Source organism: Cupriavidus sp. USMAHM13 (assembly GCF_001854285.1).
Lineage (GTDB): Bacteria > Pseudomonadota > Gammaproteobacteria > Burkholderiales > Burkholderiaceae > Cupriavidus > Cupriavidus malaysiensis.
In genome coordinates this window covers 1,663,562-1,677,098 of sequence record NZ_CP017751.1, presented here as the reverse complement: position 1 = coordinate 1,677,098, position 13,537 = coordinate 1,663,562, and the positions used below count along the sequence as shown (strand labels likewise).

Below are 13,537 nucleotides of genomic sequence, written 5' to 3'. Positions count from 1 at the left end.
CATGGCCGATCGCATCGGCATGGCGGGCGGGCCAGGCACATCCGGCGGCGGCGGGAACCTGCGCGCCGCCACAGCATTCCGCCTCGGAGAACATCATGGCCGGTCATTCCAAATGGGCCAACATCAAGCACAAGAAAGCCGCCGCTGACGCCAAGCGCGGCAAGATCTGGACTCGCCTGATCAAGGAAATCACGGTTGCCGCCAAGCTCGGCGGCGGCGATGCGGACTCCAACCCGCGCCTGCGCCTGGCCATGGACAAGGCCACCGACGCCAACATGCCCAAGGACAACATCCAGCGCGCCATCCAGCGCGGCGTGGGTGGCCTCGAAGGCGTCAACTACGAAGAGATCCGCTACGAAGGCTATGGCCTGTCCGGCGCCGCCATCATCGTCGACTGCCTGACCGACAACCGCACCCGCACCGTGGCGGAAGTGCGCCACGCCTTCTCCAAGCACGGTGGCAACATGGGGGCCGAAGGCTCGGTGGCCTTCATGTTCACCCACTGCGGCCAGTTCCTGTTCGCCCCCGGCACGCCCGAGGACAAGCTGATGGACGCCGCGCTGGAAGCCGGCGCAGACGACGTGGTGACCAACGACGACGGCTCCATCGAAGTGGTCTGCCCGCCCAACGACTTTGCCGCCGTCAAGGCGGCGCTGGAAGGCGCCGGCTTCAAGGCGGAGGTCGCCGACGTGGTGATGAAGCCGCAGAATGAGGTCAGCTTCACCGGCGACGATGCGGTCAAGATGCAGAAGCTGCTCGACGCCATCGAAGGCCTGGACGACGTGCAGGAAGTCTTCACCAACGCGGTCATCGAGGAATAAGCAGGCCTCCCGCAATCGGCTGGCGGCAGCCGGCGGCGCAAGCGCCGGCACCGCCCTTTCCGCGCCCCTCGGCACCGTCGCATCGCACGGGCGCATCTCTTCTGGCAGTGGATCATGAAAGTATTGGTTGTCGGCTCGGGCGGCCGTGAACACGCGTTGGCCTGGAAACTGGCCCAGTCCCCCAAGGTACAGGTTGTCTACGTGGCCCCCGGCAACGGCGGCACGGCGCTCGACAAGCGCCTGCAGAACGTGCCGCTGACCGACCCCGAGGTGCTGGCCGCCTTCGCCGAGCGCGAGGGCGTGCAGTTCACCGTGGTCGGCCCGGAGGCGCCGCTGGCCGCCGGCATCGTCGACATCTTCCGCGCCAAGGGCCTGCGCATCTTCGGCCCGACCCGGGCCGCCGCGCAGCTCGAGTCCTCCAAGGACTTCGCCAAGGCCTTCATGCAGCGCCACGGCATCCCGACCGCGGCCTACCAGACCTTCTCCGACGCCGCGCAGGCCCATGCCTACATCGACGCGCAGGGCGCCCCCATCGTGATCAAGGCCGACGGCCTGGCCGCCGGCAAGGGCGTGGTGGTGGCGATGACGCTGGAAGAAGCGCACAGCGCGGTCGACATGATGCTGGCCGACAACAAGCTCGGCGACGCCGGTGCGCGCGTGGTGATCGAAGAGTTCCTGGAGGGCGAGGAAGCCAGCTTCATCGTCATGGTGGACGGCAAGAACGTGCTGGCCCTGGCCACCAGCCAGGACCACAAGCGCCTGCTGGACGGTGACGCCGGCCCCAACACCGGCGGCATGGGCGCCTACTCGCCGGCCCCGGTGGTAACGCCCGCGCTGCACGCGCGCGCGCTGCGCGAAATCATCCTGCCCACCGTGCGCGGCATGGAGAAGGACGGCATTCCCTACACCGGCTTCCTCTACGCCGGCCTGATGATCGACAAGGACGGCAACCTGAAGACGCTGGAGTTCAACTGCCGCATGGGCGACCCCGAGACCCAGCCGATCCTGGCGCGCCTGAAGACCGACCTGGTCGACGTGCTCGACCACGCGGTCGCCGGCAAGCTGGACAGCATCGAACTGGAATGGGACCGCCGCACCGCGCTGGGCGTGGTCATCGCCGCCCACGGCTATCCCGACGCGCCGCGCAAGGGCGACGCCATCACCGGCATTCCTGCCGAGACCGCGGACAGCGTGACCTTCCACGCCGGCACCACGCTCAAGGACGGCACTCTGCAGGCATCGGGCGGGCGCGTGCTGTGCGTGGTGGGGCTGGCCGACACGGTCAAGGCGGCGCAGCGCGCGGCCTATGCCGCAGTGGAGCAGATCCGCTTCGACGGCATGCAGTACCGCAGCGACATCGGCTACCGGGCGATCAAGCACTGAGCCGGCATGCCGGGCGCAGGCGCCGGTGCCGGCGCCCGGTCTTCCGGCCTGCCGGTACAATCATGACAACGCCATGACGCCGGGCGCCGCCACGCCCGGCCCCCGTCCCCGGCCCGAAGGGCCCGCCGCGGGTCCGCCCGCCTCCATCGCCATGATCGATTCCCAGGCAGTACGAGACTACCTGCTCGGACTGCAAGACCAGATTACCGACACGATCGCCGCCATCGACGGCGGCGCATTCCGCACCGACGCCTGGGAAAAGCCGCCCACCGAACGCCTGCGCGGCAACGGCCGCACCCGCATTCTCGAAGGCGGCGCCGTGATGGAACGCGCGGGCGTGGGCTTTTCGCACGTCACCGGCGACGCGTTGCCGCCGTCGGCCAGCGCCAACCGGCCCGAGCTGGCCGGGCGCGGTTTCGAGGCCATGGGCGTATCGCTGGTGTTCCATCCGCGCAATCCCCACGTGCCCACGGTCCACATGAATGTGCGCTGCTTCCTGGCCACCAAGGCCGGCGCGGATCCGGTCTGGTGGTTCGGCGGCGGCATGGACCTGACCCCCTACTACGGCGTGGCGGAAGACTGCGCGCACTTCCACCGCACCTGCCGCAATACCCTGGCGCCCTTCGGCGACGACCTCTATCCACGCTTCAAGCAGTGGTGCGACGAGTATTTCTACCTGAAGCACCGCGGCGAGGCGCGCGGCATCGGCGGCATCTTCTTCGACGACTTCTCCGCACTCGGCTTCGCGCGCAGCTTCGACATGATGCGCGCGGTCGGCGATGCCTTCCTGCCAGCCTACCAACCCATCCTGGAAGCCCGCCGGCACACGCCCTACGGCGAGCGCGAGCGCGACTTCCAGGCCTACCGGCGCGGCCGCTACGTCGAGTTCAACCTGGTCTTCGACCGCGGCACGCTGTTCGGGCTGCAGTCGGGCGGACGCGCCGAATCCATCCTGATGTCGATGCCCCCGCAAGCCAGCTGGCGCTACGACTGGCAGCCCGAGCCCGGCAGCGCGGAAGCGGCGCTGTACACCGACTTCCTGCCCGCGCGCGCCTGGGCCTGAACGCGAGACCATGCATAACAAGGAAACAGGCCCTGCCCCCGACGCCCGCGAGCAAGGCAGCACCCCCCCCCGCCCCGAAGCGGACGCGGGGGCAAGCCAACGCCCCTACCGCCTTGGCATCCTGGGCGGCACCTTCGACCCGCCCCACATGGGCCATGTCGCGCTGGCGCGGCTGTGCATCGACCACCTCGGCCTGGACGAACTGGTCTGGATCCCGACCGGGCAATCCTGGCAGAAGGGTGCGGACGTGACGCCAGCCGCCCACCGGCTGGCCATGACCGAGCTGGCCGCCGGCGCACTGGCCGGCACCGGCGCCAGGATACGGGTCAGCCGCATGGAGGTCGAGCGCGCCGGCCCGAGCTACACGATCGATACCGTGCGCCAGCTCCGTGAGCAGTATGGGCCGCACGCCTCGATCGCCTGGCTGATGGGCACCGACCAGTTGCTGCGGCTGGACACCTGGCACGGCTGGCAGGACCTGTTCGCCTACGTGCACCTGTGCACGGCCACCCGCCCCGGCTTTGCGCTGGATGCGCTGGACGGGCCCGTGCGCGCTGCGCTGCAGGAGCGCCAGGCCGACACCCGGCTGATACAATGCACGCCCTCCGGCCATATGTGGATCGACCAGACGCTCGCCGTCGACCTCTCCTCCACCGGCCTGCGCCAGCACCTGTCCGACGGGCTGGCGGCGGATGACCAACTTCCCCCGGGCGTGGCACACTACATCGCGCAGCAGCGGCTCTACCGCGCCGCTTGAACCGTGCCGACCGCCCGAACGCAACCGAACCGAGCTGAACAAGAACACACCATGGATATTCGCAAACTGCAGCGCGCCATCGTCGACGGCCTCGAAGACGTCAAGGCGCAGGACATCAAGGTGTTCGACACCAGCCACCTGACCGAGCTGTTCGACCGCGTGGTGATCGCCAGCGGCAACTCGAACCGCCAGACCAAGGCGCTGGCGGCTTCGGTGCGCGATACGGTCAAGGAGGCCGGCGGCCACATCGTCGCGGTGGAAGGCATGGAAACCGGCGAGTGGGTGCTGGTCGACTGCGGCGACGCCGTCGTGCACATCCTGCAGCCGCAGCTGCGCCAGTACTACAACCTCGAGGAAATCTGGGGCGGCAAGCCGGTGCGCATGAAGCTGGCCGCCGCCAAGGGCCTGGCCAAGGCCAGCGAGCCGCTCGATGCCGAGGACGATTTCCCGGCCGCGCCGCGCCGCGCCAGCGGCCTGCGCCCGGCGCTGGCCCGCCTGCCGGAAGGCATGAAGGAACCCTCGCCGCCGCTCGGCCACGAGGACACCGATCCCGACGCCATCGCCACCCTGCGCAAGCCGGCCGCGCGCCCCCGCACCACCAGCACCACCAGCACCGGCGGCGCCGCGCCCGCGCGCAAGGCCGCGGCCAAGACCGCCGCGCCGCGCAAGACGGCCGCCAAGACCGCGGCCACCAAGACCACGCGCGCCGCAGCCAAGCCTGCTACCAAGACGGCTGGCAAGACGGCGGCCAAGAGCGCCGCGGCCAAGCCGGCCGCGCGCAAGCGCACCACGCGCCAGGCCTGAGCCGGCGCGATGCCTGAGCCACGCCGCCAGCCCCCCGTGCCATGCAGCTCGTGATCGTCGCGGTCGGGCACAAGATGCCCGGCTGGATCGAGACCGGTTTCGCCGAGTACGCCAAGCGCATGCCGCCCGAGCTGCGTATCGAGCTGCGCGAGGTGAAACCCGAGACCCGCTCGTCGAGCAACAATGCCGCCACCGTGATGCAGCGCGAAGCCGCGCGCATCGACGCGGTACTGGCCGGGCTGCCGCGCCAGTGCCGCATCGTGGCGCTGGACGAGCGCGGGCGCGACCTCAGCACGGTGCAACTGGCGGAACAGCTGACCGGCTGGCAGCGCGAAGGCGGCGACGTGGCCTTCCTGATCGGCGGCGCCGACGGCCTCGACCCGGCGCTCAAGGCACGCGCGCAGATGCTGCTGCGCCTGTCCAGCCTGACCCTGCCGCACGGCATGGTGCGCGTGCTGCTGGCCGAGCAGCTCTACCGCGCCTGGTCGGTGACGCAGAACCACCCCTACCACCGCGCCTGAGGCGCCGCGCCGCGGGCACGGAAGCGGCCGGCGCCGGGTAGAATGCGGCCAGTCGCATGCAGGCGCGCCGCGCCGCCCGTCTCCATGCGCTCCGATCCGCCCGGATCCCCCTTTCCATCCGCCTTGCCCCACCCCGTTGCCGCCGTGATCCACGACACCCTCTACCTCGCCTCGCAAAGCCCGCGCCGGCGCGAACTGCTCGACCAGATCGGCGTGCGCCATACCCTGCTGCTCGCGGGCGCAGACGAGGATGCCGAAGCGCTCGAAGTGGTGCTGTCCGGCGAAACGCCCGACGACTATGTGCAGCGCGTCTGCGCGCTCAAGGCCGAGGCCGCGCTGCGCCGGCGCGAACTGCGCGCCTTGCCCGACAACCCCATCCTGTGTGCCGACACCACCGTGTGCCGCGACGGAGAGATCCTCGGCAAGCCGGCCGACGCCGACGAGGCCGCGCGCATGCTGGCCTCGCTGGCCGGACGCAGCCATCGCGTGCTTACGGCGGTGACGGTCGCCTCCACGCTAGGCCTGCACCACGCGCTGTCGATCTCCGAAGTCACCTTCCGGCCGCTGCGGGACGACGAAATCGCACGCTATGTCGCCAGCGGCGAGCCACTCGGCAAGGCCGGCGCGTACGGTATCCAGGGCCGCGCGGCCGAGTTCGTCGAGCGGATCGCCGGCAGCTATTCGGGTATCATGGGCCTGCCGCTGTTCGAGACAGCGGCGCTGCTGCGGCAGGCGCAACTGCGCTTCTGAAGGTTCCGCAGGGACTGCCGGCGCGTGCCGGCGCCCGCAGCAGGATCGTGGCAGCGGCAGCCACAACGATAAGGCCGGCCGACCGGCGACGCGACGCATTCACCATGACCGAAGACATCCTCGTCAACATCACGCCGCAAGAAACCCGGGTAGCCATCGTGCAACAGGCCGCCGTGCAGGAACTGCACGTCGAGCGCACGCTGACGCGCGGGCTGGTCGGCAACATCTACCTCGGCAAGGTCGTGCGCGTGCTGCCCGGCATGCAGTCGGCCTTCATCGACATCGGCCTGGAACGCGCAGCCTTCCTGCACGTGGCCGACATCTGGCATCCGCGCGATGGCGACAAGGGCGGCAACGGCGCGCCGCTGGCCATCGAAAAGACGCTCTACGAAGGGCAGGCGCTGATGGTGCAGGTGATCAAGGATCCCATCGGCACCAAGGGCGCACGCCTGTCCACCCAGGTCAGCATCGCCGGCCGCACCCTGGTCTACCTGCCGCAGGACCCGCACATCGGTATTTCCCAGCGCATCGAGGGCGAGATCGACCGCGAAGCCCTGCGCGCGCGCGTGCAGGGCCTGGTGCCTGCCGACGAGCGCGGTGGCTTCATCGTGCGCACCATCGCGGAGGAAGCCAGCGACGAAGAACTCGGCAACGACATCGCCTACCTGCGCAAGATCTGGGCGACGATCCGGCAGAGCGCCACCACCCTGCCGGCGCCCAGCCTGCTGTACCAGGACCTGAACCTGGCCCAGCGCGTGCTGCGCGACTTCGTCAGCGACCTCACCGGCCAGATCCAGGTCGACTCGCGCGAAAACTACCAGAAGCTGGTCGAGTTCGCCGAGGAATACACGCCGGCCGTGCTGCCTCGGCTGTCGCACTACACCGGCGAACGGCCCATCTTCGACCTCTACAACATCGATGCGGAGATCGAGCGCGCGCTGTCGCGCCGGGTGGACCTGAAGTCGGGCGGCTACCTGATGATCGACCAGACCGAGGCGATGACAACGATCGACGTCAACACCGGCGGCTACGTCGGCGCGCGCAACTTCGACGACACGATCTTCAAGACCAACCTCGAGGCCGCCCACACCATCGCGCGCCAGCTGCGCCTGCGCAACCTGGGCGGCATCATCATCATCGACTTCATCGACATGGAGAACGCGGAACATCGCGATGCCGTGCTCTCCGAACTCAAGCGTGCGCTGTCGCGCGACCGCACCCGCATCACCGTCAACGGCTTCTCCCAGCTCGGCCTGGTGGAAATGACGCGCAAGCGCACGCGCGAATCGCTGGCGCACGTGCTGTGCGAGCAATGCCCGGTCTGCCAGGGCAAGGGCCAGGTCAAGACGCCGCGCACGGTCTGCTACGACGTACTGCGCGAGATCATGCGCGAGTCGCGCCAGTTCAACCCGCGCGAATTCCGCATCCTGGCCTCGCAGGAAGTGATCGACCTCTTCCTCGAAGAGGAAAGCCAGCACCTTGCCATGCTGGGCGACTTCATCGGCAAGCCGATCTCGCTGCAGGTGGAGTCCACCTTCCACCAGGAGCAGTACGACATTATCCTGATGTAGGCAGGCGCACCCAGGCAGGCGCCGCCGCACCAGAGGGGCAGGCTAGAGGTCACACACGAGGGCCTCGCCGAACCTCCTTGTCGCAAAACCGTCATACAGGCACCGCACGCCTGTACCACCGTTTTCCACGACAAGGAATCCATGCTGGTCCTCGATGAACTCGCCGTCCCCGGCAATGCTCCGCTGCTGCTCTGGCTCGCCAGCCAGGCCGCGCACTTCGACCCGATCCTGCTGCGCGCCAGCTCGGCACTGTTCGACCCGCGCCTGTTCCCGCTGCACGCCGCCGCCTGCGCCTGGCTGCGCAGCCGCCAGCACAGGCCAGCCGCCCTGTCCGCGGCGGCTGGCGGCTGGCGCGACCTGCTCTATTGCCTGTTCTGTTTCACCTTGGCAATCGGCCTGGTCGGCGCCGCCAAGGTCCTGGTGCAGGCGCCGCGGCCGGCACTGCTGCTCGCCGAAGTGGTGCCGCAGCTGGCAGCCGGCGATCCCTACAGCTTCCCCAGCGGCCACGCGGCCGCAGCCGCCGCTCTGGCCTGCCTGCTGTGGGCGCGCGCGGGGTCGGTGGCAAGCGCCGTGCTGGTCTTGCTGCTGGCCTGTGTGATGGCGATGCGTTGCATCGCCGGACTGCACTTCCCGCTCGACGTGGCGACGGGCGCCGCGCTGTCATGCGTTGCTTGCGCCGCGGCGGCGCGGCTGCGCGACCGGTTCGTGCCGCGCCATGTCCGCGGGTCCGTGCTTCCGCCGACGCGCTGAACGGCAGCCGTCCGCGCCGTCCGGCATCGACGGGCCGGCGGTGTGTGGCGAACCACCTGCGTACACGATTCCGCCCTCGTCTTTCCCTCGCCATTGGCTATAAATAAGAATGCAGGCGAGGCTCGCCAACCGCGGCGGACCGTGGCAGCGCCTGGAAGGAGCCAGCATGCGGATCGCACCGATCATGTCCGGCAGCGTGGCCGGACTGCTGGCGACTTGCCTTCTCACCGCCTGCGAGACACCTCTGCTGCCCACCCCTCCAGCCGTCGTCGGCGCACCGCGCGTCTCCTCCGGCCCGGGCCTGCCACAGGTCGCACCGACGCCGATCCCGCAGCGCGATATCGAGCTGGCCGGCGAATGCAGGCGTACCGAGGAAGACGGTTTCCATGAGGAAGCCCTGATGCGCGTCGCCCACAATGCGGTCGAGGTCCTGATCTGGAACGTGCAGGCGGGGCGCCATGGCACCTGCCATTTCGACCTGAGGGAATTCCACCAGGTGCGCCAGACCCCGCACGTGGAACTCCAGGCGGTCGACGGCAGCGCCTGCAAGCTGATGGTCTGGCAGGATCCACGCCGCATCACACTGGCCTTCGCGCAGTGCGAAAGCCACTGCACACCGGGCGCCTACGAGCATGCCTGGCCGGTGCTGTTCGATCCCGAGAGCGGCAGCTGCGCCCAGATCCGCTGAGACGACTGAAGCGACTGGCGCGACTGGCGCGGCCTGCGCGCGGATACGTTCCTTACTTCGCTTTGGGCACCCGCCCCATCAGGAAGAACTCATCGTTGGGACGCATGCCGATGGTGTTGGCCATGCGGTTGGAGAGCCCGAAGAAGGCCGTGATGGCCGCGATGTCCCAGCCATCCTCGTCGCTGAAGCCATGGGCGCGCAGGGCGGCAAAGTCCTCTTCGCCCACCTCGGCCGATGCCTGGCTGACCTTCAGGGCGAAGTCGAGCATGGCGCGCTGGCGCGGCGTGATGTCGGCCTTGCGGTAGTTGACCGCGACCTGGTCGGCGAGCAACGGCTGCTTCTCGTAGATGCGCAGGATGGCGCCGTGGGCCACCACGCAGTACAGGCACTGGTTGGCGCCCGACGTGGCAACCACGATCATCTCGCGCTCGCCCTTGCTCAGGCCACCCTCCTTGAGCATCAACGCATCGTGGTAGGCGAAGAAGGCGCGGAATTCATCCGGCCGGTGCGCCAGCGCGAGGAAGACATTGGGCACGAAGCCGGCTTTCTCCTGCACTTCCAGGATGCGCGCGCGGATGTCCTCGGGCAGATCCGGCAAGGCGGGAACGGGAAAGCGGCTGATGGCGGCTTGCGGTGCGTGAGTCATCGTTGTCTCCTTGTACGGGGTTCCCCCCGGCCGGCCTCGACGGGCCTGTTGGAATGCCGCCGCGGCCCTGCCGCGCCGGCGCTCGGCGTCCCCGCGCCCGGAGCCCGGCACGATGGCCGGGGCCGCGCCGTCTCACTGCACCGCGAACTGGATGCGGTGCAGGCCGGCGTACAGGCCGTCGGCGGACAGCAGTTCGTCGTGGGTGCCTTGTTCCGCCACCCGGCCCTGCTCCAGCACGACGATGCGGTCGGCGTTCTCGATGGTGGACAGGCGGTGCGCGATCACCAGCGTGGTGCGGCCTTGCATCAGCGATTCGAGCGCGGCCTGGACCTGGCGCTCCGATTCGGAATCGAGTGCCGAAGTGGCCTCGTCCAGGATCAGGATCGGCGCATCCTTGTACAGCGCGCGGGCGATCGCCAGGCGCTGGCGCTGGCCGCCGGACAGCTTCATGCCATTGTCGCCGATATTGGTCTCCAGCCCCTCCGGCAAGCCCTTGACCACGTCGGTCAGGTAGGCCGCCGCCAGCGCCCGCTCCACGCGCGCCATGTCGATCTGCTCGCGCGGATGCACGCCGTAGGCCACGTTTGCGGCCACGGTGTCGTTGAACAGCACCACGTCCTGGCTGACGAAAGCGATCTGGTGGCGCAGATCCTGCAACGAGTAGCCGTCGATGGACTTCCCGTCGAGCAGGATGCGGCCCTCGGTCGGATCGAAGAAGCGCGGCACCAGGTTGACCAGCGTGGTCTTGCCGCTGCCCGACGGCCCCACCAGGGCCACCACCTCGCCGGCGTCGACGCGGAAATCGATGCCCGACAGCGCCGCCTTGCCGGCTTCGCCGTAGCGGAAGCCGATCCGCTCGAAGACCAGGTCGCCGCGCGCGCGTGCCAGCGGCAGGCCGCCTTCGCGGCGCTCGATCGGCTCGTCGATCAGGCGGAAGATCATCTCGGCGGCGGTGATGCCGCGCGTCAGAGGCTGGTTGATATCGGTCAGGTGCTTGAGCGGGGAGATCAGCAGCAGCATCGCCATCACGAAGCCGGTGAAGCCGCCTACCGTGGTCTGGTTGCCCTGCGCCTGCACCATGGCGATGGTGATGATCACCGACAGCGCCAGCGCGGCCAGGAAAGCGGTCACCGGCTGGTTCAGGCCACCCGCCACAGCCATGCGCATCGAATAGGCCTTGAGCCGCTCCGACATGCGGCGGAAGCGGTCCATCTCGTAGGCCTCGCCGCCGTGCAGCTTGACCACCTTGAAGCCGCCCGCCGCCTCTTCCACCACATAGGCCGCGCTGTTGGTGAGCGCCTGGTGATCGCGGTTCAGGCGGCGCAGGCGGCGGTTGATCTTCGACATCAGGTAGCCGATCACCGGCAGGATCACGGCCACGATCAGGGTCAGGCGCCAGTTCGTATAGAACAGGTAGATGAGTAGCGCCAGCACTGTGAGCGAGTCCCGCACCAGGGTGATGAACACATTGGTCAGGATGGACAGCACCTGATTGACCTCGAAGATCACGGCATTGATCAGCGAGGCGGCGGTGTTGCGGTGGAAGAACAGCGCGGGCGCGTGCAGCATGCGGTCGAACATCTGCATGCGCATCTTGAGCAGCACCCGGTTGGAGATCAGGCTCAGCAGGTAGCCCGAGGCGAACTGGGCCACGCCGCGGATCAGCGCCACGCCGGTCAGGATGGCGGGCACGTGCCACAGCCGCCCCGCGTAGTCGCCGCCGAAGCCCTTGTCCAGCAGGTCGTTGACGACCTTGGGGATGATACCCTCGCTGGCGGCGACCACCGCCATGGCCAGGATCGCGATGAGGAAAACGCGGGCTTCGGGACGCAGATAGCCCATCAGCCGCTTGCCGACTTGCACGTCCTCCGCGGTGGTCTGTTGGGGCTTTGCTTGTATACTCACCATCACTCTTGATTAGAAGGCCCGTGAAGCCGGCATGCCGGTGGAAGGGCCGGCCACCGCCATCGGCGCCGGCGCAGCAGCATCACACATCTGGCACGCGGAGCCGGTGCCAGATGTGTGATGCTGCTGCCGCATTGGCGCACCTGGGCGGCAGCCATTGTAACCGTAATCCCTCGGATTCCCTCTCACTCTCCCCGATGCCTTCCCTGTCCGTCATAGTCATCACCCGCGACGAGGCGGCGCATATCGGCGACTGCCTGCGCTCGGTGCGGGACCTCGCCGACGAGATCGTCGTGGTGGATTCCGGCAGCCGCGACGACACCGTCCGCATCTGCCGCGAACTCGGCGCTCGTGTGATCGAAACCGATTGGCCGGGCTTCGGCCCGCAGAAGAACCGTGCGCTCGACGCCGCCACCGGCGACTGGGTGTTCAGCATCGACGCCGACGAGCGCGTCACGCCCGAACTGGCCGCCGAACTGCGCGCAGCCATGGCCGACGGCCGCGCCGATGCCTACGCCGTGCCGCGCTTGTCGCAGTTCTGCGGTCACTGGGTCCATCATTCGGGCTGGCGGCCCGACTACATCGTGCGCCTGTTCCGGCGTGGCAGCGCGCGCTTTTCCGACAACCTCGTCCACGAAAGCGTGGAGCCGCGAAGCCCCGTCGCCAGGCTCAAGACCTCGCTGCTGCACTACAGCTATACCTCGCGCGCGCAGGTCGAGGCCAAGAGCCGCCAATATGCCGAGGCCGGCGCTCGCGAACTGCGCCGGCGCGGCAAGCAGGTCGGGCCCCTCTCGCCCGCCCTGCATGGCGCCTGGGCCTTCCTGCGCACGCTGCTGGTCAAGCGCGGCATCCTGGACGGCCGCACCGGCTTCGCCATCGCCCGCATGAATGCCACCGTCAGCTACGAGAAGTACCGCCGTGCCCGCGCATTAGGAGCCTCAGCCTGAGCCCGTCGCCACCCGCCAGGCCAGCCAGCCGGCAGACCATGCCGCTCCTCCACGCGCCCACAACGATCCCGCACCCTGATTGCCATGTTCTCCATCATCATCCCGACCTGGAACAACCTGCCCTACCTCCGCCTGGTCATCGACAGCCTGCGCCGCCATTCGGCGCATGACCACCAGATCATCGTGCACGTCAACGACGGCTCGGACGGTACGCTGGACTGGGTACGCGAACAAGGCATCGAACACACTGCCTCGCCGGGCAACATCGGCATCTGCCATGCGGTCAACCTGGCAGCCGCCCGCGCCACGCGCGACTACATCGTCTACATGAACGACGACATGTTCTGCTGCCCCGGCTGGGACAGCGCCCTGGTGCGCCATATCGAGCGGATGCCGTCGGACCTGTTCATGTTGTCCGGCACCATGATCGAGCCGGTCGACACCGGCAACCCGTGCGTGGTAGTGCAGGATTTCGGCCGTGACGCCGACCGCTTCGACGCCGCCGGACTGGTCGCCGCCACCACGCGGCTCGCCCGCGCCGACTGGCTCGGCGCCACCTGGCCGCCCACGCTGGTGCATCGCGACTGGTGGTTCAAGGTAGGTGGCTACAGCAGCGAACTGAGCCCGGGCATGAGCAGCGACAACGATTTCTCGATGAAACTCTGGCATGCCGGCTGCCGCGTCTTTCTCGGCGTGGGTGACAGCCTGGTCTACCACTTCCAGCAGAAGAGCACCGGCAAGATCGTCAAGAACGACGGCCGGCGCCAGTTCCTGAACAAATGGGGAATGACGCAGGCCACCTTCGACCGCTTCTATCTGCGGCGCGGGCAGGCAGCAGGCCATACCACGGTCCTGGGTGAACCGCCCGCGGACGGGCGGCTGCGCCGCGCCCTGCTCCGTGCGCGCCTCAAGCGGGTCCTGCAAGGATAAG

The 13,537-nt window shown here is 68.6% G+C and carries 14 protein-coding genes; 12 read left to right on the top strand and 2 right to left on the bottom strand.

What is annotated here, in order from left to right; translation table 11 throughout:
- The first annotated feature begins 95 nt into the window (after positions 1-95).
- From BKK81_RS07320 to BKK81_RS07275, 10 genes are all read left to right on the top strand, one after another.
- On the top strand, positions 96-821 hold the full coding sequence (locus BKK81_RS07320; RefSeq protein ID WP_071016190.1) for a YebC/PmpR family DNA-binding transcriptional regulator: 726 nt from the start codon (positions 96-98) through the stop codon (positions 819-821).
- A 114-nt stretch (positions 822-935) separates the two neighbouring features.
- Positions 936-2,204: a phosphoribosylamine--glycine ligase gene (gene purD / locus BKK81_RS07315; protein WP_071011714.1), complete on the top strand. Its 1,269-nt coding sequence runs from the start codon at positions 936-938 to the stop codon at positions 2,202-2,204.
- A 151-nt stretch (positions 2,205-2,355) separates the two neighbouring features.
- Complete coding sequence (gene hemF, locus BKK81_RS07310) at positions 2,356-3,267, top strand: oxygen-dependent coproporphyrinogen oxidase (protein ID WP_071011712.1); 912 nt, start codon at positions 2,356-2,358, stop codon at positions 3,265-3,267.
- A 10-nt stretch (positions 3,268-3,277) separates the two neighbouring features.
- On the top strand, positions 3,278-4,024 hold the full coding sequence (locus tag BKK81_RS07305) for a nicotinate-nucleotide adenylyltransferase (RefSeq protein ID WP_071011711.1): 747 nt from the start codon (positions 3,278-3,280) through the stop codon (positions 4,022-4,024).
- Between the two features lie 51 nt (positions 4,025-4,075).
- Entirely contained in the window at positions 4,076-4,828 is a 753-nt protein-coding gene (gene rsfS / locus BKK81_RS07300) for a ribosome silencing factor (protein ID WP_071011709.1), read from the top strand.
- A 41-nt stretch (positions 4,829-4,869) separates the two neighbouring features.
- Positions 4,870-5,349 (top strand): 23S rRNA (pseudouridine(1915)-N(3))-methyltransferase RlmH, encoded by a 480-nt coding sequence (rlmH, locus tag BKK81_RS07295; protein ID WP_071011707.1) that lies wholly within the window; start codon positions 4,870-4,872, stop codon positions 5,347-5,349.
- A 147-nt stretch (positions 5,350-5,496) separates the two neighbouring features.
- Entirely contained in the window at positions 5,497-6,099 is a 603-nt protein-coding gene (locus tag BKK81_RS07290) for a Maf family protein (protein ID WP_156811356.1), read from the top strand.
- A 104-nt stretch (positions 6,100-6,203) separates the two neighbouring features.
- Positions 6,204-7,670, top strand: a complete 1,467-nt coding sequence (rng, locus tag BKK81_RS07285; RefSeq protein WP_071011704.1) for a ribonuclease G — start codon at positions 6,204-6,206, stop codon at positions 7,668-7,670.
- 141 nt (positions 7,671-7,811) lie between these two features.
- The gene (locus BKK81_RS07280) at positions 7,812-8,420 is read left to right on the top strand and encodes a phosphatase PAP2 family protein (protein ID WP_071011702.1); all 609 of its coding nucleotides are present in this window, start codon (positions 7,812-7,814) and stop codon (positions 8,418-8,420) included.
- A gap of 166 nt (positions 8,421-8,586) precedes the next feature.
- Positions 8,587-9,108: a hypothetical protein gene (locus tag BKK81_RS07275; RefSeq protein WP_231907997.1), complete on the top strand. Its 522-nt coding sequence runs from the start codon at positions 8,587-8,589 to the stop codon at positions 9,106-9,108.
- Between the two features lie 52 nt (positions 9,109-9,160).
- Here BKK81_RS07275 and BKK81_RS07270 read toward each other — a convergent pair whose 3' ends face one another.
- A complete protein-coding gene (locus BKK81_RS07270) occupies positions 9,161-9,754 on the bottom strand; it encodes a peroxidase-related enzyme (RefSeq protein ID WP_071011700.1) in 594 nt (197 codons plus the stop codon).
- A gap of 132 nt (positions 9,755-9,886) precedes the next feature.
- The gene (msbA, locus tag BKK81_RS07265; protein ID WP_071011698.1) at positions 9,887-11,662 is read right to left on the bottom strand and encodes a lipid A export permease/ATP-binding protein MsbA; all 1,776 of its coding nucleotides are present in this window, start codon (positions 11,660-11,662) and stop codon (positions 9,887-9,889) included.
- Between the two features lie 194 nt (positions 11,663-11,856).
- Between msbA and BKK81_RS07260 the strand changes: the two genes are divergently transcribed.
- Positions 11,857-12,606, top strand: coding sequence for a glycosyltransferase family 2 protein (locus BKK81_RS07260; protein ID WP_071011697.1), 750 nt, complete (start codon positions 11,857-11,859; stop codon positions 12,604-12,606).
- 84 nt (positions 12,607-12,690) lie between these two features.
- Positions 12,691-13,536: a glycosyltransferase family 2 protein gene (locus tag BKK81_RS07255; RefSeq protein WP_071011695.1), complete on the top strand. Its 846-nt coding sequence runs from the start codon at positions 12,691-12,693 to the stop codon at positions 13,534-13,536.
- Position 13,537: the final 1 nt, after the last annotated feature.

Coding starts and splice junctions, on each gene's coding strand:
- BKK81_RS07320 (WP_071016190.1), top strand. CDS start 96: ATGGCCGGTCATTCCAAATGGGCCAACATCAAGCACAAGAAAGCCGCC.
- rng (WP_071011704.1), top strand. CDS start 6,204: ATGACCGAAGACATCCTCGTCAACATCACGCCGCAAGAAACCCGGGTA.
- rsfS (WP_071011709.1), top strand. CDS start 4,076: ATGGATATTCGCAAACTGCAGCGCGCCATCGTCGACGGCCTCGAAGAC.
- BKK81_RS07255 (WP_071011695.1), top strand. CDS start 12,691: ATGTTCTCCATCATCATCCCGACCTGGAACAACCTGCCCTACCTCCGC.
- hemF (WP_071011712.1), top strand. CDS start 2,356: ATGATCGATTCCCAGGCAGTACGAGACTACCTGCTCGGACTGCAAGAC.
- msbA (WP_071011698.1), bottom strand. CDS start 11,662: ATGGTGAGTATACAAGCAAAGCCCCAACAGACCACCGCGGAGGACGTG.
- purD (WP_071011714.1), top strand. CDS start 936: ATGAAAGTATTGGTTGTCGGCTCGGGCGGCCGTGAACACGCGTTGGCC.
- BKK81_RS07260 (WP_071011697.1), top strand. CDS start 11,857: ATGCCTTCCCTGTCCGTCATAGTCATCACCCGCGACGAGGCGGCGCAT.
- BKK81_RS07275 (WP_231907997.1), top strand. CDS start 8,587: ATGCGGATCGCACCGATCATGTCCGGCAGCGTGGCCGGACTGCTGGCG.
- BKK81_RS07270 (WP_071011700.1), bottom strand. CDS start 9,754: ATGACTCACGCACCGCAAGCCGCCATCAGCCGCTTTCCCGTTCCCGCC.
- rlmH (WP_071011707.1), top strand. CDS start 4,870: ATGCAGCTCGTGATCGTCGCGGTCGGGCACAAGATGCCCGGCTGGATC.
- BKK81_RS07305 (WP_071011711.1), top strand. CDS start 3,278: ATGCATAACAAGGAAACAGGCCCTGCCCCCGACGCCCGCGAGCAAGGC.
- BKK81_RS07280 (WP_071011702.1), top strand. CDS start 7,812: ATGCTGGTCCTCGATGAACTCGCCGTCCCCGGCAATGCTCCGCTGCTG.